General features: G+C 56.5%; 17 protein-coding genes, 1 tRNA gene and 1 other RNA gene. 10 read left to right on the forward strand and 9 right to left on the reverse strand.

Translation table 11 applies throughout. The features are described 5' to 3' along the window. The first annotated feature begins 83 nt into the window (after nucleotides 1-83). Nucleotides 84-977, forward strand: a complete 894-nt coding sequence (locus tag ABJM03_RS10575; protein ID WP_348417353.1) for a fructose bisphosphate aldolase — start codon at nucleotides 84-86, stop codon at nucleotides 975-977. A gap of 124 nt (nucleotides 978-1,101) precedes the next feature. Here ABJM03_RS10575 and ABJM03_RS10580 read toward each other — a convergent pair whose 3' ends face one another. From ABJM03_RS10580 to ABJM03_RS10605, 6 genes are all read right to left on the reverse strand, one after another. Next, nucleotides 1,102-1,320, reverse strand: coding sequence for a ribbon-helix-helix domain-containing protein (locus tag ABJM03_RS10580; protein ID WP_348417354.1), 219 nt, complete (start codon nucleotides 1,318-1,320; stop codon nucleotides 1,102-1,104). Continuing rightward, nucleotides 1,317-1,493 carry a DUF4169 family protein gene (locus tag ABJM03_RS10585; RefSeq protein WP_348417355.1) on the reverse strand — a complete coding sequence of 59 codons (177 nt, stop codon included), beginning with the start codon at nucleotides 1,491-1,493 and terminating at the stop codon, nucleotides 1,317-1,319. Before ABJM03_RS10585 ends, ABJM03_RS10580 begins: the two co-directional genes overlap by 4 nt. After that, entirely contained in the window at nucleotides 1,490-2,881 is a 1,392-nt protein-coding gene (gene fumC / locus ABJM03_RS10590) for a class II fumarate hydratase (protein WP_348417356.1), read from the reverse strand. The genes ABJM03_RS10585 and fumC overlap by 4 nt, the downstream gene beginning before the upstream one ends. 63 nt (nucleotides 2,882-2,944) lie before the next feature. Beyond that, a complete protein-coding gene (locus ABJM03_RS10595) occupies nucleotides 2,945-3,445 on the reverse strand; it encodes a ClpXP protease specificity-enhancing factor SspB (RefSeq protein ID WP_348417357.1) in 501 nt (166 codons plus the stop codon). 333 nt (nucleotides 3,446-3,778) lie between these two features. Continuing rightward, nucleotides 3,779-4,127: a transfer-messenger RNA gene (gene ssrA, locus ABJM03_RS10600) on the reverse strand. Between the two features lie 18 nt (nucleotides 4,128-4,145). Continuing rightward, on the reverse strand, nucleotides 4,146-4,877 hold the full coding sequence (locus ABJM03_RS10605) for an FCD domain-containing protein (RefSeq protein ID WP_348417358.1): 732 nt from the start codon (nucleotides 4,875-4,877) through the stop codon (nucleotides 4,146-4,148). Nucleotides 4,878-5,302: 425 nt separating this feature from the next. On the opposite strand from ABJM03_RS10605, the gene acuI reads away from it, so the two are divergent. The 9 genes from acuI to ABJM03_RS10650 all read left to right on the forward strand — a co-directional run bounded on the left by acuI (nucleotide 5,303) and on the right by ABJM03_RS10650 (nucleotide 15,150). Then, complete coding sequence (acuI, locus tag ABJM03_RS10610; protein ID WP_348417359.1) at nucleotides 5,303-6,289, forward strand: acryloyl-CoA reductase; 987 nt, start codon at nucleotides 5,303-5,305, stop codon at nucleotides 6,287-6,289. Between the two features lie 194 nt (nucleotides 6,290-6,483). Beyond that, the gene (locus ABJM03_RS10615) at nucleotides 6,484-7,905 is read left to right on the forward strand and encodes a deoxyribodipyrimidine photo-lyase (protein ID WP_348417360.1); all 1,422 of its coding nucleotides are present in this window, start codon (nucleotides 6,484-6,486) and stop codon (nucleotides 7,903-7,905) included. Between the two features lie 61 nt (nucleotides 7,906-7,966). Then, a complete protein-coding gene (locus ABJM03_RS10620) occupies nucleotides 7,967-9,175 on the forward strand; it encodes a cyclopropane-fatty-acyl-phospholipid synthase family protein (protein WP_348417361.1) in 1,209 nt (402 codons plus the stop codon). A gap of 34 nt (nucleotides 9,176-9,209) precedes the next feature. Then, on the forward strand, nucleotides 9,210-9,650 hold the full coding sequence (locus tag ABJM03_RS10625) for a TrgA family protein (protein WP_348417362.1): 441 nt from the start codon (nucleotides 9,210-9,212) through the stop codon (nucleotides 9,648-9,650). A gap of 4 nt (nucleotides 9,651-9,654) precedes the next feature. Further along, a complete protein-coding gene (locus ABJM03_RS10630) occupies nucleotides 9,655-10,785 on the forward strand; it encodes an NUDIX domain-containing protein (protein WP_348417363.1) in 1,131 nt (376 codons plus the stop codon). A 23-nt stretch (nucleotides 10,786-10,808) separates the two neighbouring features. Further along, on the forward strand, nucleotides 10,809-11,843 hold the full coding sequence (locus tag ABJM03_RS10635; protein ID WP_348417364.1) for a cysteine synthase A: 1,035 nt from the start codon (nucleotides 10,809-10,811) through the stop codon (nucleotides 11,841-11,843). Beyond that, nucleotides 11,840-14,275 (forward strand): DUF3772 domain-containing protein, encoded by a 2,436-nt coding sequence (locus ABJM03_RS10640; protein ID WP_348417365.1) that lies wholly within the window; start codon nucleotides 11,840-11,842, stop codon nucleotides 14,273-14,275. Before ABJM03_RS10635 ends, ABJM03_RS10640 begins: the two co-directional genes overlap by 4 nt. Further along, nucleotides 14,272-14,991 (forward strand): alanyl-tRNA editing protein, encoded by a 720-nt coding sequence (locus ABJM03_RS10645; RefSeq protein ID WP_348417366.1) that lies wholly within the window; start codon nucleotides 14,272-14,274, stop codon nucleotides 14,989-14,991. Before ABJM03_RS10640 ends, ABJM03_RS10645 begins: the two co-directional genes overlap by 4 nt. A gap of 69 nt (nucleotides 14,992-15,060) precedes the next feature. Next, nucleotides 15,061-15,150, forward strand: a tRNA-Ser gene (locus tag ABJM03_RS10650). A 353-nt stretch (nucleotides 15,151-15,503) separates the two neighbouring features. Here the strand turns inward: ABJM03_RS10650 and speB are convergent. From speB to ABJM03_RS10665, 3 genes are read right to left on the reverse strand one after another with little or no spacing between them, the layout of a single operon-like run. Further along, nucleotides 15,504-16,457 (reverse strand): agmatinase, encoded by a 954-nt coding sequence (gene speB, locus ABJM03_RS10655; protein WP_348417367.1) that lies wholly within the window; start codon nucleotides 16,455-16,457, stop codon nucleotides 15,504-15,506. A gap of 45 nt (nucleotides 16,458-16,502) precedes the next feature. Further along, entirely contained in the window at nucleotides 16,503-17,318 is an 816-nt protein-coding gene (locus ABJM03_RS10660) for an ABC transporter permease (RefSeq protein ID WP_348417368.1), read from the reverse strand. After that, entirely contained in the window at nucleotides 17,315-18,139 is an 825-nt protein-coding gene (locus tag ABJM03_RS10665) for an ABC transporter permease (protein ID WP_348417369.1), read from the reverse strand. Before ABJM03_RS10665 ends, ABJM03_RS10660 begins: the two co-directional genes overlap by 4 nt. Nucleotides 18,140-18,151: the final 12 nt, after the last annotated feature.

Genomic DNA, 18,151 nt, shown 5'->3' on the forward strand with positions numbered 1-18,151 from the left:
ATAACATCGCTGTGACATCTGGCGCAGGGGGAATGAGTGTTCTAGGACTTGTATCGGAAACTTCTGAACCAAAAGGCAACAATATGTCCTCGAAAGATGCGCAACGCACCCGTATTTCAACTGACCCCGGCTTTATTGCTGCGTTGGATCAATCGGGGGGATCAACGCCAAAGGCATTGGCGGCCTATGGGGTCCAGCCATCCGATTATAGTGGTGAAGCGGAAATGTACGCCGCCGTTCATGCCATGCGTAGCCGGATCATCACCGATCCCACGTTTTCATCGCAAAAGGTGATTGGCGCGATCCTGTTCGAACGTACCATGGATAGCGATATCAACGGTAAACCCACCGCTGAGGTCTTGTGGGAAGATCGTGGCGTTGTGCCCTTTCTGAAGATCGACAAGGGTCTCGCAGATCAGGCAGACGGGGTGCAAATGCTCAAACCCATGCCCGATCTGGATGCACTTTTGGCCAAGGCGAATACAAAGGGTATTTTTGGCACCAAGGAACGTTCCTTGATCCTTGAGGCCAATGCCAAAGGGATTGCGGATGTCGTGGCGCAGCAATTCGACGTGGCACGTCAGGTGGCTGCTGCTGGTTTGGTCCCGATTGTTGAGCCGGAAGTAGACATTAATAGCGATACGAAATCAGAGGCCGAGGAAATCCTGAAGGCTGAGATTTCAACTCATCTCAATACCTTGCCAGCTGATGTTGATGTAATTTTAAAGCTAACGATCCCGACTGTGGCGGGGCTGTATGACACGCTTGCCGATCATCCGCGTGTGCTGCGGGTTGTCGCGCTGTCGGGCGGGTATTCGACGGATGAGGCCTCTGCCTTGCTATCCAAAAACCCCAAGATGATCGCAAGCTTCAGCCGCGCCTTGGCCGAGGGGCTGACTTTTCAAATGTCCGACGCTGAATTTAGCCAAGTATTGGGCACCAACATCGAAAAGATCTACGCCGCATCAGTGGCATAGCAGGCAGGGCGTGCCAATCGGTTGACCGGTGAAGCATTTGCAATGACGGCTTTATGAATACGCGGGGCGGCTCTTGTCTGTTTGGGATGATGATCCGGCCCGCGTTTCCAATGGTATGGCTTGTTTAGCGGGCTTTTATTGTCTCAAGAACATAAACGCGGATGGCCGAGGCCAGACCGGAATTCATGCCGCGTTCAGCATCAATTTCCGCGACTAATGCGTTGATAGGTAATGATTTTTCTTTTGCGATGAGGCGCAGTTCTTCCCAAAAGGGGGCCTCGAGCGATATTGAGGTGCGGTGCCCGTGCAAGGTCACAGAGTGCTTGACGGGTCGTGCGCTCATATGGTGCGTTTGTGGCCGTCCAACACGCGGACGGCCTGCGCTTCGCTTGCTTTGCGCGCTTGTTTTTGCGCTTTGCCTTCACCGAACCGAACAGAATTTTCGTCCGCGCGCGCCTTACGATCGGCGCGCGCACGTTCCTTGCGAAATTTGTTCAGGTTCAGCGGAGTGGTCATTTTGGCCCGATCATATCTTCTGGGCGCACGACGCGGTCAAAGGTTTCGCTGTCCACAAAGCCCAAAGCGATTGCTTCTTCCTTCAGTGTGGTGCCGTTCTTATGCGCGGTTTTGGCAACCTTTGTCGCATTGTCATAGCCGATTTCAGGGGCCAGCGCAGTGACCAACATCAACGACTCCCGCATCAGTTTTTCGATACGGTCAGCGTCCGCCTGAAGGCCTACAACAAGGTTGTCAGTAAACGCAGAGGCCGCGTCGCCCAATAGCTGCATGGATTGCAGAACATTATAGGCCATCATGGGCTTGTAGACGTTCAGCTCGAAGTGGCCTTGCGAACCGGCAAAGCCGACAGCGGCGTCATTGCCAAAGACATGTGCGCAAACTTGGGTCAGCGCTTCGCATTGGGTGGGGTTCACTTTACCGGGCATGATGGACGAGCCGGGCTCGTTCTCGGGGAGGATCAGTTCACCCAAGCCGCAGCGCGGGCCAGAGCCGAGCAGGCGGATGTCATTGGCGATCTTGAACAGGGATGCGGCAACGGTTTTCAGATGGCCAGAGATTTCCACCATCGCGTCATGGGCGGCCAGCGCTTCGAACTTGTTAGGGGCTGTGATGAAGGGCAGGCCAGAGATCCGCGCCATGTTGGCAGCTACAGTTTCAGCCCAACCTTTTTTGGTGTTCAGGCCGGTGCCAACGGCGGTGCCGCCTTGGGCCAGCTCATAAATACGGCCCAGACCTTCTTCGACGCGTTTGATCCCCATGGCAACCTGATGGGTATAGCCCGAGAACTCCTGGCTCAACGTCAGGGGGGTGGCATCTTGGGTGTGGGTACGGCCGATTTTGATGATACCGTCAAATTCTTCGACTTTGGCCTGCAGCGCTGCATGCAGTTTTTTCAGACCGGGCAGCAGTACATCGCGCGCGGTGGTCGCTGTGGCGATGTGCATGGCTGTGGGGAAGGTATCGTTTGACGATTGGCCCATGTTGCAGTGGTCATTGGGGTGCACGGGGTCTTTTGATCCGATGACGCCGCCCATGATTTCAATCGCGCGGTTCGCGATGACCTCATTGGCGTTCATGTTGGATTGTGTGCCAGAACCGGTCTGCCAAACCACCAGCGGGAAGTTATCGTCAAACTTGCCTGCCACCACTTCGGATGCGGCCTGAACGATTGCTTCACCGCGCTTTGCGTCCAACGATCCTTGGGCCATGTTGGCCTCGGCGCAGGCTTGCTTGATCACGCCAAGCGCGCGCACGATGGCGACGGGCTGTTTTTCCCAGCCGATGGGGAAGTTCATGATCGAGCGTTGTGTCTGTGCGCCCCAATATTTGTCGGACGGCACTTCCAACGGGCCAAAGCTATCGGTCTCGGTACGGGTATCGGCCATGGGGCGCTCCTGATCTTTGAATGGTCAGAGCGTGTTTAGCCGCAAGCGGCGCATCGCGCCACCTTATGTTTTGCGAAAACTGTCCAAAGATACGATTTCTGCGGCCTTTGCAGGTGCTTCTTCGACTTCTAGTTCTGATTCTTCGATTTGGGGCAGGGCGTCTTCGTCTTCGTCGGAAACCTCATGGATGCCGGCGGTGCCGTTTTCCTCGTCCTGCTGTTCGAACCGCAGTCCGAATTCCACCGACGGATCGACAAAGGTCCGGATCGCGTCGTAGGGCACATAAAGTGGCTCGGGCGCATCGCCAAAATTCAACGTGATGGAGAACCCGTCCTTTGTAACCTCAAGGTTGTCATACCAGTGCTGCATGACCACCGTCATCTCGTCGGGATAGCGGTCTGACAGCCAGTCGGCCAATTCGGCATCGGGGTGCGAGGTGTCAAAGGTGATAAAGAAATGGTGCGCGCCTGGCAGCCCATTGTCGGCAACATCCTGCAATACATTGCGGATAAGGCCGCGCATAGCGTCATGCATGAGGTTGCCATAATCGATGGTGCGGCTCATGGCCTATCCCCTGTGTTTCTTTCTATTCGCATCATCATAGGTGATTCCGGGCGGGATGAAAGGGCCTGCCGTTAGATGAGCGTGAGCGCGAGCGCACAAAATACCGTGACGACCAAAACCTGCACAGGCCAAGCGCGCGCAAAAGCCGTGTTTGCTTGAACAGTCGCGGGTTTCGACCAATTCGCGGTGCATCAGGGTGATCCGTTGCGCGGGCCCACCAAGAGAAAACAGGCCGGTCCGCTCGAAAACCCGCACCATATCTTTTCGCGGCACTCTCTCACCGGCTAAGAAAGGCGTCAACGTGGATGAGCAATGTGTTGATATAGAGGGGAAAGTGCCGGATTCTGTTGCCAGGCTCCGGCGGGCCCCGCCTAGGGTCGCTAAACGCTAGGACTTAAGGTTTCAATAGTTCCGGTCGCTTACGCGGCCATCGCCATTGGAGCACGATTGTCATTTGCAATTGTACATTTTGGGCCGATACGGTGGCACCCAGCCGAGATAAAGCTAACCCCTTTAGACGTTCGTCGATCCTGTTTCGACCCCATGATCCGCAAATGACGGATGATTGGTGGAGTCGCCGGGTACCGCCCCCGGGTCCGAACCGCTTATTACGAGCGCGTTTATATCCATAGTCCCGAAGGACATCTCACAAGTAGAGGCAAGGGGCGCGCAGTTCAAGGGGCATGATGGGTTTCGTATCCTAGGGGCGGGCGGCGCGAGCGGCAAAAACACCTGCGCCAAGCTGCTGTGTTTCTTCCTCGAGTGCTGTGAGGCCTGCGCTAACGGCTTTGCCATCGCGGGCCTCCACGGCATCGGCGATGTTTACATGCAAATCCACGATGCGTGCGCGGTCACGGGCACCAAAGGTGATCATGTTCATCAGCGGTTGCATGGCCTCTACCGCACCGGCAAGTTGGTAGGATAGGACCGGATTGCCCGCACCATCCACCAATGCGCGGTGAAATGCGATGTCGGAGGCGCAAAATGCCACATCGGTCAGCTCTGGCTGGGACTGGCGGTGGATTTCAGCACGCATACCGGCAAGGTGATCAGCGCTGCGCCGTTGGGCCGTTAGCATGGCACAGGACCGCTCAAGGGCGAACCGCGCCTCGCAGGCGGTCTCGAAGCTCACGTCGTTCATGGACAGCAACAGCGTCGACGTTGTGATCTGCTGGGCGTAGGCGTCAGGAAAACTGAGGCGATTGACGAACGCGCCTCCTGTGGCGCCGCGCTGTGTTCGGATCAGCGATTGCGCGGCTAGCCGTTTGAGCGCTTCGCGCACAGTCGGGCGCGAGACCGCGAAATGGTCGGCCAGTTCAGCTTCCGAGGGCAGGCGCGCATCTACGATCAGGCGTCCCGAAACGATCTCGTCCCGGATTGATGTGGCAATTTGCGCCGAGAGATCGGCAGTGTTTTCAGGATCAAGTTTCATATGTCTTACATTTAATGTTTGGCAAAACTTTAAATGTCTGACATTACTTTTGCAACGCCTTTGGGGAGGGGCATTGGCTGGTCGGGAGGATTGACCTGCATAGGTGATCAGAGGGGATGGAGAGGGATGATCTAGAAGGGGGATATAATGCCTATTAATATATTTAAATCAATGTATTGTGGTTTGAAAATAAAGTTACAGTTTGCATGCTATGGGGTAGGGTTCCACGCTGCTAAAAAGGTCTTTGCGTGACCCGTGTATCTAACCAGCAGACCCAGCACCGCGGTCAAATTAGCCCGATGTTACACGCTAGGGCGATTGATCCGCCGGAGAGCGATCCGGTGTTCGTGCCGCATGACATGTGACGCCGCCGGCGTTTGGTTGATCAGATAATATAACGGGGCTTTGCCCCAAAAGGAGAGACAATGTTTAACGCACTTATTGTGAACAAGGACGACGCGGGGCAGACATCGACGGCAATCGCGCCGATGTCCGTGGATGATCTGCCAGAAGGAGAGGTTCTGGTAGCGGTGGAATATACCACCGTGAACTATAAGGACGGCCTGTGCATGAGCGCTGGCGGTGGCGGGCTTGTCCGCAATTACCCGCATGTTCCAGGCATTGATTTTTCAGGGACTGTAGAGGCGTCATCAGATGGGCGGTACAAGGCCGGGGACAAGGTTGTCCTGACAGGTTGGCGCGTCGGAGAGGCGCATTGGGGTGGCTATGCGCAAAAGGCGCGGGTCAAAGCCGATTGGCTTGTGCCGCTGCCAACTGGGCTTGATGCGCGGCAGGCAATGGCCGTGGGCACAGCGGGCTTTACCTCGATGTTGGCGGTAATGGCGCTTGAGGATCATGGTATCAAATCGGGGCCGGTTTTGGTCACGGGCGCTGCGGGTGGCGTAGGGTCGGTTGCGGTGGCGATATTGGCCGCGCTGGGGTGCGAGGTGGCCGCTGTCACAGGGCGCCCCGAAACAGGGGATTATCTGGCGTCCTTGGGGGCTACGAAAATTGTAGCGCGCGAAGAGCTCAACGAGACGGTCAAGCGCCCGCTGGAGGGTGAAGTCTGGGGCGGTTGTGTGGATGCTGTGGGCGGTGAAATGCTGGCGCGGTTGTTGGGACAGATGCAATATGGTGCCTCGGTAGCGGCTGTGGGCTTGGCAGGCGGAGCGGCTTTGCCCGCAAGTGTTATCCCGTTTTTGCTGCGCGGCGTGAACCTGCTGGGCATCGATTCCGTGATGCAGCCCTATGATAACCGTCTGCGGGCATGGGAGCGGATCGCAAAAGACCTGCCTATGGACAAGCTTGAGGCGATGGTGGTTCCTGCGACGCTTTCGGATCTGCCCAAGCTTGGGGGGGATATTCTGAACGGTCAGGTCAAAGGGCGTGTGGTCGTTGATGTAAACGCCTGATCTGCGCCATTGGCCATGGCGGTGATGATTTGGATTTTGGGGGAATAGCTGCGCGTTTGTTGCTGCTATTCTCCCTCGATAGATGAAAATGGCCGTTTTCGACTGCTCTGATGGATGTTTTGTAGCTGGTATGCCTTGATCCTTGCGGTGGTGAGCTAACTCACTCCCAATGTGTTAAGAAAAGGCTGATATTGTTGAGCGATAAATCTCCCGTACTGCTGTGGTTGCGCCGTGACCTCCGGCTTAGTGACCATCCCGCGCTTACTGCTGCTGTTGAGAGCGGGCGCTCTGTCATCCCGGTTTTTATTCTTGATCCGCAATGTGAAACCTTGGGCGCGGCCCCAAAATTCCGGCTTGGTCTGGGGCTTGAACATTTCGGCAAGACGCTCGAGCAGCGGGGCAGCCGTCTGATCCTGCGGCGCGGTGATGCCTTGACCGAGTTGCGCAAGCTGGTCGACGAAACAGGCGCGGGGGCCGTGTTCTGGACCCGGCAATATGATCCCGATGCGATCAAGCGTGACACGGCAACGAAAGAGGCGCTGCGCGAACAAGGGGTCGAGGCGCGGTCCTTCGGCGGGCATCTGATGTTTGAGCCCTGGACCGTCGAGACCAAGACAGGCGGCTATTACAAGGTCTACACGCCTTTCTGGCGTGCGGTTAAAACCCGCGACGTCGAGGCACCGCTGGCTGCGCCCTCAACGATGAACCCGCCACAAAGCTGGCCCGCGTCAGATGCCCTAGAGGATTGGCGGATGGCTGCTGCGATGCGGCGCGGCGCGGATGTATTGCGCCCCTATGTGCAATTGGGCGAGGAAGCAGCACAGAACCGTCTGGCCGTGTTTCTGGGAGAAAAGGTGGATAAATACAATACTACCCGGGACTTGCCGGGGGTGGATGGGACTTCTTGTCTGAGTGAAAACCTCGCGCTGGGTGAAATAAGCCCGCATCAGTGTTGGCACGCAGGCCAACGCGCATTGCACGAGGGAAAAGGCGATGCGGAGGTTTTTCTCAAAGAACTCGTCTGGCGTGAGTTTGCCTACCATCTGATGCATCACACGCCCCGCATCCTGACCGAAAACTGGCGCGAGGAATGGCAAGCGTTCGATTGGAACGAGGATGAACGGCGCGCCGAGGTAAAGGCATGGAAGCAAGGACGCACGGGCATTCCCTTTGTCGATGCGGCCATGCGAGAGATGTATGTCACGGGGCGCATGCATAACCGCGGTCGTATGATTGTGGCCAGCTATCTTACCAAACATCTGCTATGCCATTGGCGTATCGGGCAAAAATGGTTCGAAGACTGCCTGATAGACTGGGATCCGGCAGCCAACGCTATGGGGTGGCAGTGGTCGGCTGGATCGGGTCCTGACGCGACGCCATATTTTCGTGTTTTCAATCCGGTCACGCAGCTGGATAAGTTTGATAAAAATCGCGATTATACGGGCCGATGGATTGCCGAAGGCATGCAGGACCCAAGCGATACGGCATTGTCGTATTTCGACGCGATCCCGCAAAGCTGGCCGATGGCAGCTGATGATCTTTATCCCGACCCTGTTGTTGATGTCGCCGATGGGCGAAAGCGGGCGTTGCACGCCTATGAAAACAGAGGGTTCTAGTTGTTTTTTCCGAAAAACCGACCCTAGAATATTATCGACGACAGACAGAATGGACTATTGAATGATTTTGACCTCTACGCATGGCCAGAAAAACCTGCCGCGTTATTTTGCGCGGGTTATGGGCATGGCCTCATCGCTGCGCTATGGCCAGATTAATTTTGTTTTGCCTGATGGCCGCCGGTTTCGCGCAGAAGGTGAAAACCCGGGGCCCATCGCCGAGATCGACATTCATAATGCGGATCTTTTTGCGCGGCTGATCCGGGAGGGGGATCTCGGATTTTGCGATGCCTATCTGGATGGCTGGTGGAGCACACCTGATTTACAGGCCTTTATGGATTTCATCCATGCGGACAATGAAGATGTCTATGACGGCTTCCCGGGTATGGGCCTTGTGCGTCGGTTCGAGCAGTTGCGATTTTGGTTGCAGCGTAATTCCAAAAAGCAGGCCCGCAAAAACATCTCTTTCCACTACGATCTGGGCAATGATTTTTACGGCCTGTGGCTGGATGAAACGATGAGTTATTCCAGCGCGATTTTCCGCGATCCACAGCAAAGCATGGAATCCGCCCAGATCGAGAAATATAAATCCATGGTGGATGAAATGGGGGTGGCCGCCGGCGATCATGTGCTCGAGATCGGCTGTGGCTGGGGCGGTTTTGCAGAATACGCCGCAGGTCAGCGTGGCCTGCGGGTGACCTGTCTTACGATCTCTGAGGAACAGTTTAAGTATGCGGTAGATCGCATTGAAAAGGCAGGTCTTTCCGATGTTGTTGAGATCAAGTTGCAAGATTACCGCGACGAGACAGGCGTTTATGACGGCATCGCTAGCATCGAGATGTTCGAAGCCGTGGGCGAGCAATATTGGCCGACCTATTTCCAGACCGTGCGCGACAGGCTCAAACCAGGGAAGACGGCGACGTTCCAGATCATTACGGTCGCTCACCGTCGCTGGCATGTCTACAAGCGCGGCGTCGATTTTATTCAAAAATACATTTTCCCGGGCGGCATGCTGCCCAGTCCTGTGATTTTGCGCGAACAGATCACAAAAGCGGGTTTGCATGTCGAGAAATCAGTAGAGTTCGGCAAAAGCTACGACATCACGCTGCGCCGCTGGCATCAGACATTCAACGATCGCTGGGAAGAGATTGCCGCATTGGGCTTTGATGAGCGGTTCAAGCGGATGTGGAATTTTTACCTCACTTCTTGCGCTGCAACATTTGATAGTGGAAATTGCGACGTGACGCAGATTACGGTACGCAAACCGGGCTAATCCTTGGCGCGGTGCGGATCAAAGGAACTCCTCTATGCCCACAGCTGCACGACTAGTTGCCGCGATATTAATGGCCGCTCTCGCCTATATCCTGTCGGATCTGGTGCGGCCGTTGATGCCTGAAGGTACTGATTTCGGATATTTTAATTATGTGAATGCTTTTATCGGCCTGTGCGTTGGCTGGGTCGCGGTCGGCAGCCGTGGCGGGCGCGGCTTGGTGCCGGGGATCAACAACGGGCTGACAGGCACGGCGCTTTTGTTCATTTGGACGATTGGCACGCATGCGTGCTATGAAATGTTCCGCCTTGCGATGCGCAACCGGTATGACGGCCCGATGGAAGCGATTGCCGGCATCTTCCTGATCGCATCGGAGTTTGCGTATATGATTGCCACGGTTCCTATGTTGCTTGCCGCGCTTGTTGGTGCGGTGGTTGTCGGGTTGGCTACAGAATATGCTGCAAAGACATGGCGCTAAGGCATTGACCGACAGTTTGTTTTTCTACGGCACATTGCGCCACAAGCCGCTGCTCGAGATCGTTTTGGGGCACAAGGCTGACGGGATTGCCATTCAAGATGCTGTTTTGAACGACTACGGCGTGCACCGTGTTGCCGAAGGGCCGTTTCCGACATTGATTGCCAAGCAGGGCGCGCGTGCTGATGGCTTGGTCGTGACGGGGCTCACCGCGCAAGATATCGCGCGGCTTGATTTTTACGAAGGCGGCTTTGACTATGATCTGGTTGAGGTCGTGCTTGAGAGCGGGACGATGGCGCAGGTTTATATTTGTGCGCCCGATCGGTGGGAGCAGCAAGGACCGTGGGATTTCGAGGATTGGTGCGCGCGCTGGGGCGAAATGTCGTGCCATGCCGCTGTAGAGGTGATGGGCCATTATGGCAGCCTGACCCGTGATCAGGTTGCCGCGCATTTCCCGCAAATCCGCGGGCGGGCATGGTCGCGGGTTCTAGGTGGGCAAACCCACGCGGGGCAAGCTGTACGCGCAGGCGAGATCGAGATCATCGCGCAGCGTCGCGCCTACACCGGCTATTTTGCAGTAAACGAAGTTGACCTGCGCCATTCGCGTTTTGACGGCACATGGTCGCCCGAACTGGCGCGGTCCTATTTTATCGCAGGGGACGCGGCATTGGTGCTGCCTTATGATCCGGTGCGCGATTGTGTGCTGGTGGTAGAGCAGATGCGCATGGGGCCGCTGGGGCGTGGCGATTCCGAAGTGTGGCATTTGGAACCTGTCGCAGGCCGTATTGATCCCGGTGAAACCGCCGAAGAGGCCGCGCTGCGTGAAGCGCAAGAAGAGGCGGGGCTTGATATTCAGCGGCTCGAGATTGTTGCGCGTGGCTATCCCAGCCCGGGCGATTCAACCGGCTATTTTCATATTTTTGTGGGGCTGGCGGATCTGCCAGAAAAAATTGCGGGCTTGGGCGGGCTGGCTACAGAGCATGAAGACATCCGCTCGCGCTTGATTCCATTGGATGAATTTATCGCAATGGCGGAACGTCAGGCATTGGCGAATACGCCTCTGACGTTGCTGGCTTATTGGCTGGCCCATCACCGAAGCAGGTTGAGGTCCGAGAGCGGCGAGGATACACCTGTTTAAAGAACACAAGTGAGGGTTTTGTCATGCATGTAGCGCGCGATCTGGAATACGCAGTGGGCAATACGCCCCTGATCAAATTGCGCGCGGCCAGCGCGCTTACGGGCTGTGACATTTACGGCAAGGCCGAGTTCATGAATCCGGGCCAATCGGTCAAGGATCGCGCGGCCTTGTTCATCATCCGCGACGCCATCGCGCGCGGGGAGCTCAAACCGGGCGGGACCATCGTGGAAGGCACAGCAGGCAATACCGGCATCGGTCTTGCGCTTGTGGGCGCCTCGATGGGGTTCAAAACTGTGATTGTTATCCCTGAAACGCAATCGGATGAGAAAAAGCAGATGTTGCGCCTTGCCGGGGCCGAGCTGGTTGAAGTGCCCGCGGCACCTTACCGCAATCCCAACAACTTTATCCATTACTCCGAACGACTGGCCAAAGAGCTGGCGCGCACGACCAATGAGGGCGTGATCTGGGCCAACCAGTTTGACAATACCGCCAACCGCCAAGCCCATATCGAGACAACCGGCCCCGAAATCTGGGAACAGACGGGCGGTAAGGTTGACGGCTTTATCTGTGCTGTAGGCTCGGGGGGGACATTGGCCGGTGTGGGCATGGCGCTTCAGCCCAAGAGCGTGAAGATCGGCATTGCTGATCCGGACGGGGCTGCGCTTTATAGCTATTACACCACAGGAGAGCTCGCCACCGAGGGGGGCTCGATCGCAGAGGGCATCGGGCAGGTGCGCATCACCCGTAACCTTGAGGGGTTCACCCCGGATTTCGCGTGTAATGTCTCCGATTCAGAAGCGCTGCCAATCGTTTTTGACATGCTGGCCAATGAGGGGCTGTGCCTGGGCGCGTCTTCGGGCGTCAATATTGCGGGTGCGATCCGCATGGCGCGCGATATGGGGCCGGGCCATAGCATCGTGACCATCCTGTGCGACTATGGCACCCGCTATCAGACAAAATTGTTCAATCCCGCGTTCCTGCGTGAAAAAGGATTACCCGTTCCCGAGTGGCTGGATCGCGACGCCGCCGATCTGCCGGTGATGTACGAGGCGCAATGACCGCGATTATCAAACGGCTGGCCGCGATTGCCAGCCTGCTTTTACTCTGCACGACATTTGCCTTCGCGCAGGAGAATTCGGCCATCGATATGGCCGCATGGGGCAAGCTGGCTGAAAGTGCCGAAGCTGCGGTGGATGATGCCGATACCAGCGATGAGGTGCTTGAGAGGCTGCGCGATGAAATCGTTTCATATCGCAGTCAGTTTTCACAGGCTAGCGGTGCTAACGCCAGTCGGATCGCCAGTTTGCGCGACCAGATCGCACAGCTGGAGCCCACCACGTCAACCGATGGCGAAACCGCTGTTGAACCCGCTGATATTACCGCCAGCCGCAAAGATCTGGAGGCCCAGCTTGGGGTGCTTACCGCGCCTGTCCAAGTCGCTGAAACCGGATTTACCCGGGCAAACGGGCTGGTTGAGGAGATCGACAGAATTTTGCGGACACGCCAGACGCAGGCATTGTTCGAAGTGGTCGAAAGCCCGATCAATCCGGTTCATTGGCCCGTTGCGATCAGTTCCATAAAGACGGCCTTTTCAGAGCTTTGGAACCATTTGGACCCAGCCGGCGCAAAAGAGCGCCGTGCGGCGCTGCTGCGCAATCTGCCGCTCATCGTTTTTGCGACAATCGCAGGGCTTATCCTGATCGCCCGCGGACGTTTGTGGTCGAATATTATTGTAAGCGGCCTGCGCAAGATCGGGACGCGTGGCCTAAACGTGTGGCGTTTTATTGTGTCGCTGCTGCGCATCGCATTCCCGCTCTTGGGTTTGTACCTGCTGGCCTATGCTGCGCAGGCGACGGGGTATCTGGGCGCGCGCGGGGATGATCTGGTTGCGTTGATCCCCTATCTGGGCGGGGTCATGTTGGGCTTTCGCTGGGTGGCGGATCAGGTGTTCGCCCGTGAAGACGACGAGGCACTGATCACGCTACCGGCCAAAGACCGCCGCGAAGCGCGGTTTTATGTCAGCATGGTCACCTTGATGATTGTTTGCAACACCCTGCTGATGCGCGTTTTAAAGCTGAGCGGCGGTGATACGGTGTCCACAACCGTCGCCAGCTTCCCGCTAACGGTGCTGATCGCCATCGGGGTGTTTTGCATCGGTCTGGTCTTGCGGCGTTATAACCCTGAGCCTGAGGATAACGACGACGAAATGACCCGCGCCAGCACGATGGGGCGTTTGGTGCGCAGCCTCGGGACATTGGCGGTTATTGTGGCGGTTCTTGCGCCATTGCTACAGGCCACAGGCTATTACAATGCGGCGACCTACATCCTGCGCCCGACGGTTCTGACCCTTGCCATTCTGGGGCTGGTGTTGGCGCTCCAGCGGTTCGGGGCGGATGTTTATGGTGCCATCACGGGGCAGGGCAAACAGGCTCGCGAAGCCTTGTTCCCGATCTTTCTGGGGCTTTTCCTGCTTTTGCTTGCCTTGCCAGTTCTGGCACTGGCTTGGGGGGCTCGTGTTGCTGATTTGACAGAGATCTGGACCGGTTTTCGTCGTGGTTTTGAAATCGGTAACTCGCGCATATCGCCTACGGATTTTCTGGCATTTGCGCTGATTTTTACGGTGGGCTATTTTGCCACCCGTTTGGCACAAGGGGCTTTAAAGTCCAATGTCCTGCCCAAGACCCGGATCGACAAAGGCGGCCAGAACGCCATCGTGTCTGGCGTGGGTTATGTCGGTATTTTCCTCGCCGCCCTTGCAGCGATCACCGGTGCGGGCATTGATCTAAGCTCCCTTGCTATCGTGGCTGGTGCATTATCGGTCGGGATCGGTTTCGGTTTGCAAAACATCGTGTCCAATTTTGTTTCGGGGATCATCTTGTTGATTGAACGCCCGATATCAGAGGGCGACTGGATCGAGGTTACTGGCGGCCAGATGGGTTATGTGCGCGACATCTCGGTGCGCTCTACACGGATCGAAACCTTCGACCGTACCGATGTGATCGTACCTAACGCCGATCTGGTGAGCGGCACGGTCATTAACTACACACGGGGCAATACGCTGGGCCGTGTGATTATTCCGGTAGGCGTGGCTTACGGTACCGATACACGCAAAGTCGAAAAAATCCTGCTCGAGATCGCGAATGCGCAGCCCATGGCGTTGGCTATCCCCGAAGTACAGGTTCTATTCCTGAGCTTTGGCGCTTCGTCTCTGGATTTTGAAATCCGTATTTTCCTGCGTGATATCAGCTGGATCAACTCGGTGAAAAACGATGTGAACCACGAAATTGCCCGCCGCTTTGCCGAAGAAGGGATCGAGATTCCCTTTCCTCAGCAGGATGTCTGGCTGCGTAATCCCGAAGTGCTACAGCCCCCGGTACCAGCGGCCCGACCCGCGGCGGAGGAGGGCGCGGAGGCAGCGCCCGCCAGCAAGGGGTCTGTACCACAGCCCGACCCGACAGACGGCGATCCGGACGGGGACGGTGATCAATGACCCGTATGTTGTTTCGCGATGATCCTTATATGCGCGATGCCCAAGCGCATGTTGTAGCCCATACAGCCGAAGGCGGTGTGGTGCTGGAAGCTACGGTTTTTTATCCCACGGGTGGTGGGCAACCGGGCGACAGCGGCTGGCTTGAGTGGGGGAGTTCGCGTCTTCCCATCGCTACGGCGGTTAAGGGGGAGGGACGTCAGATCGTCCTTGTCCCTTCCGAACCCGTTGCCCTGCCGCCTGTCGGTGCCCACCTGATGCAGCATCTGGATTGGGACCGGAGGCACAAACATATGCGCGTGCACACGGCGCTTCACCTTCTGTCGGTCGCAGTGCCTTTCGCGGTAACAGGCGGGGCGATATCGGCCACTTACGGGCGGCTTGATTTCAACATGCCCGACGCCCCTGATGACCGCGAGGCACTGGAACAGGCGCTCAATGATTTTGTCGAACAGGACGCCCGCGTCAGCGATGGCTGGATCAGCGAAGCCGAGCTGGTTGCGGCCCCGCAGCTGGTCAGGACAATGGCGGTAAAGCCACCGCGCGGGGCAGGCGATATCAGGCTGGTTCGCATCGGTGAAGAAAGCGACTGGATTGATCTGCAACCTTGCAGCGGCACCCATGTCGCACGTACTGGCGAGATCGGTGCGTTGCGCTTGGGCAAGATCGAAAAAAAGGGCGGTATGAACCGCCGTATCTACCTTCATCTGGACAGCTGATTTTTTACAGCGCTTTAGGCCATTTTCGGGCTTGCACTTTGATGCTCAGGCTTGTTAAAGACGCCCAACGGACAGGTGGCCGAGTGGTCGAAGGCGCACGCCTGGAAAGTGTGTAGGCGGGAGACCGTCTCCAGGGTTCGAATCCCTGTCTGTCCGCCATAAAACTCCACACTGGAGTGTAGTTTTTCCCAAAACAACATCCTATATCCATGCCAACAAAGAAAACTTGATGGATATTGCCAAGCGGTCGCCTTGCGGTTTTGTCCAATGTCCCCGCGCAAGTTTAATAGTTTTGCGCGGCTTAGATATTAAGATCAAACCAGAGGGCGATATTGTAAGCGGCACAGTTTCGATATGAGATGAGCCAGTCCCAGCCCGCTCTGAAATAAAGGGCTGGCGGCGTCGAGTGCTGGCGCGCCCTGACATGATGAAGCACGCCAAGTGAATTGCAGGCAATCGCAAGCAGCGGGAACACTATCGGAAATGCTGAATGGCTGCACTTGCACCCAAGTTCACTCACACAACAAACACAACATTTCGAACATCATCGACACACCGACCCAAGCGGTGCCGCCTGACGGATCGAAGGGGGGGCTGACTTCAACTACATCAGCACCCACGAGGTTTAGTCCCGACAACTGGCGCACCATTTTCTGCGCCTCGAAAGTGGTAAATCCACCAATTTCGGGGGTGCCTGTACCCGGCGCAAAAGACGGGTCGATGCTGTCGATGTCAAAAGTCAGATAGGTTGGTTTGTCGCCTACAATGCTGCGGGCTTCTGCCATTACCGCATCCAGTCCTAGGTCGTAGAGTTCTTCGATGGTGACGATCCGTATTCCTTGCTCCAAACCCCATTCCACATCGTCGCCGCCGCGCGTGCCTCTGATGCCGATCTGGATCATGCGTTTAGGATCTATCAGGCCTTCCTCGATAGCCCGTCGAAATGGGGTGCCATGGGTGAATTTGCACCCTGAGAAATAGCTATCAAAGAGATCAGTATGTGCATCAAACTGCACTAGTCCAAGAGGGCCGTCTTGAGCCAATCCGCGCAGCACCGGCAAAGTGATAAGGTGGTCGCCACCTGCCACCAAAGGCGTAATGCCCGCAGATTTGAGTGATTTGAAGTAAGCGGTGACCCGATCAAGCGTATCCACGGTGTCAGCAGGATTGACCGGGCAATCGCCAAGGTCTGCACAATTGCGCGTACCAAACGGTTCCATTCCCGATACAGGGTGGCGGGCGCGGATCATGGTGGACAAGTCACGCAATTGACGCGGCCCGTGGCGCGCGCCGGGCCGGTTGGTTGTGCCCGTGTCCCAAGGCACGCCGACCAGTCCTATATCGACCTGCGCGATATGCGGGGACTCGAGCGGGACAAAAGGCATACGCATAAATGTAGGCACGCCCGCAAACCGCGGAACCTCCATAGCAGACACGGGTTGGAATGAGATCGGAGCGTCTGTCATGGTGCTGACCTTTCTTGTGATTGGGCAAAGAAGGGGAATGAATATTTACTCGTGAGGGCGTTCGTTTGCGAAAATAGCGGTTAGGATCGCACGAGAGACGATAACAAGTGCCACGATGGCGATCAGTACCACCGATGCTGCTGCAATCGCCGGATCAATGTTGTCCCGCAACCCCATCCACATCAAGCGCGGCAAGGTTATTACCTGCACGGAGGTGATGAAAATCGTTACGCCGATTTCCTCCCATGACAGCACAAAGGTCAGAAAAAATGCCGTAAGAACCGCAAAGCGGATGTTGGGTAGAAGCACGACGAAGATACGCGTGAGCAGACCTGCGCCCATGGCCCGTGCCGCCAGATCAATGCGTCGATCCACCTGTGCGAGCGAGACCGAGATCAAGATCACCGCGAAGGGAACGATCATCACCGTATGTGAGAGTACAACCCCAGCCATATTGTCATACCCTATCAGTGAATTCACCTTGCCGATCAAAATGAGGAAGAAATACAGCGTCAAGGCCGAGACAACCGGTGGCGCCACCATCGGTAACAACGCAATGCCAATCAGCAATCCGGCATACCGCGGGCGCATCATCCAGATCCCGAGGCTAAAGGCGAATGCAAGACTGGTTGCCAGCAGCCCCGACAGGGCGGCAATTTGCACAGAGGTCAGAGTGGCCTCTAACCATTGCGGCTTGTCGATCAACGCCTCGTAATGGCGCAGTGACCAAACATCTTCCGGCAAGGAGAGAAACCGCTTGGGCGTGAAGGACACAGGTATAACCGCGATGAGGGGGAGCAGCAGAAAGGCGCCTACAAAGGCAGCACAGATAACGGCTATGGGGCTCAAGCGGCTCTTCATTGGTTAGACCTTGGAGAAAGATGACGCATGAGGGCCGACAGGAACATGCCTACGGCGAGCATCATCAGCACGCTAATTGCGGCGGCCAGACCCCAATTCGGGCTTTGAAAGATACGTAGATAGATCAGCTCGGCGATCATCACACTACGTCCGCCCCCAAGGATTGCGGGGGTGACGAAAAAGCCAAGCGCAAACACGAAGACGATCAGCGCGGCCCCTATGATACCGGTCATCGTCATGGGCACAAATATTTGCCAAAATATGCGTTTGCGTCCCGCACCCATGCCGCGCGCGGCCATCAAGGCACGCTCGTCCACACTGCGCATGGCAGAAGCGATGGGGAAGACGGCGAAAGGAATGAGAAAATGCACCATACCAATCACGACACCGAAATCATTGCGCACAAGCGCCAAGGGCGCATCAATCAGGCCGATATCTCGCAAAAATGTATTGATGATCCCCCGATTTGACAAAAGTGACAGCCAGCCGAATGCGCGGGTCAAGACCGATATCCAGAAGGGGATCAAGATACACAGCTCGACCAGCATGCGCTGCAGGGGGCTGCCACGCACCCAGACCAGCGAAACCGTATAGGCGGCAATAACCGAGAACACGGTCACCAGCGCACAGATGCGCAAGGTCCGCCACGCGACGGAATGCACCAACGGGTCGGTCAGGGCGGTTTCATATTGACCAATGCCGGGTTCGGGGAGGGTTACGCTCCACCCCAAGATGCCGATGAACGGCAGCAAGTAGCAGACCGCCAGAAACAGGATCAGCGGGCCAATGAGAATGCAGGTGCGCAAGGACGGGGACATCATATGACGGGTGCC

The sequence above is a fragment of the Sulfitobacter sp. genome, from assembly GCF_039977885.1.
In the GTDB taxonomy this organism is placed as follows: domain Bacteria; phylum Pseudomonadota; class Alphaproteobacteria; order Rhodobacterales; family Rhodobacteraceae; genus Sulfitobacter.

Coding starts and splice junctions, on each gene's coding strand:
- ABJM03_RS10575 (WP_348417353.1), top strand. CDS start 84: ATGTCCTCGAAAGATGCGCAACGCACCCGTATTTCAACTGACCCCGGC.
- ABJM03_RS10580 (WP_348417354.1), bottom strand. CDS start 1,320: ATGAGCGCACGACCCGTCAAGCACTCTGTGACCTTGCACGGGCACCGC.
- ABJM03_RS10585 (WP_348417355.1), bottom strand. CDS start 1,493: ATGACCACTCCGCTGAACCTGAACAAATTTCGCAAGGAACGTGCGCGC.
- fumC (WP_348417356.1), bottom strand. CDS start 2,881: ATGGCCGATACCCGTACCGAGACCGATAGCTTTGGCCCGTTGGAAGTG.
- ABJM03_RS10595 (WP_348417357.1), bottom strand. CDS start 3,445: ATGAGCCGCACCATCGATTATGGCAACCTCATGCATGACGCTATGCGC.
- ABJM03_RS10605 (WP_348417358.1), bottom strand. CDS start 4,877: ATGAAACTTGATCCTGAAAACACTGCCGATCTCTCGGCGCAAATTGCC.
- acuI (WP_348417359.1), top strand. CDS start 5,303: ATGTTTAACGCACTTATTGTGAACAAGGACGACGCGGGGCAGACATCG.
- ABJM03_RS10620 (WP_348417361.1), top strand. CDS start 7,967: ATGATTTTGACCTCTACGCATGGCCAGAAAAACCTGCCGCGTTATTTT.
- ABJM03_RS10625 (WP_348417362.1), top strand. CDS start 9,210: ATGCCCACAGCTGCACGACTAGTTGCCGCGATATTAATGGCCGCTCTC.
- ABJM03_RS10635 (WP_348417364.1), top strand. CDS start 10,809: ATGCATGTAGCGCGCGATCTGGAATACGCAGTGGGCAATACGCCCCTG.
- ABJM03_RS10640 (WP_348417365.1), top strand. CDS start 11,840: ATGACCGCGATTATCAAACGGCTGGCCGCGATTGCCAGCCTGCTTTTA.
- ABJM03_RS10645 (WP_348417366.1), top strand. CDS start 14,272: ATGACCCGTATGTTGTTTCGCGATGATCCTTATATGCGCGATGCCCAA.
- speB (WP_348417367.1), bottom strand. CDS start 16,457: ATGACAGACGCTCCGATCTCATTCCAACCCGTGTCTGCTATGGAGGTT.
- ABJM03_RS10660 (WP_348417368.1), bottom strand. CDS start 17,318: ATGAAGAGCCGCTTGAGCCCCATAGCCGTTATCTGTGCTGCCTTTGTA.
- ABJM03_RS10665 (WP_348417369.1), bottom strand. CDS start 18,139: ATGATGTCCCCGTCCTTGCGCACCTGCATTCTCATTGGCCCGCTGATC.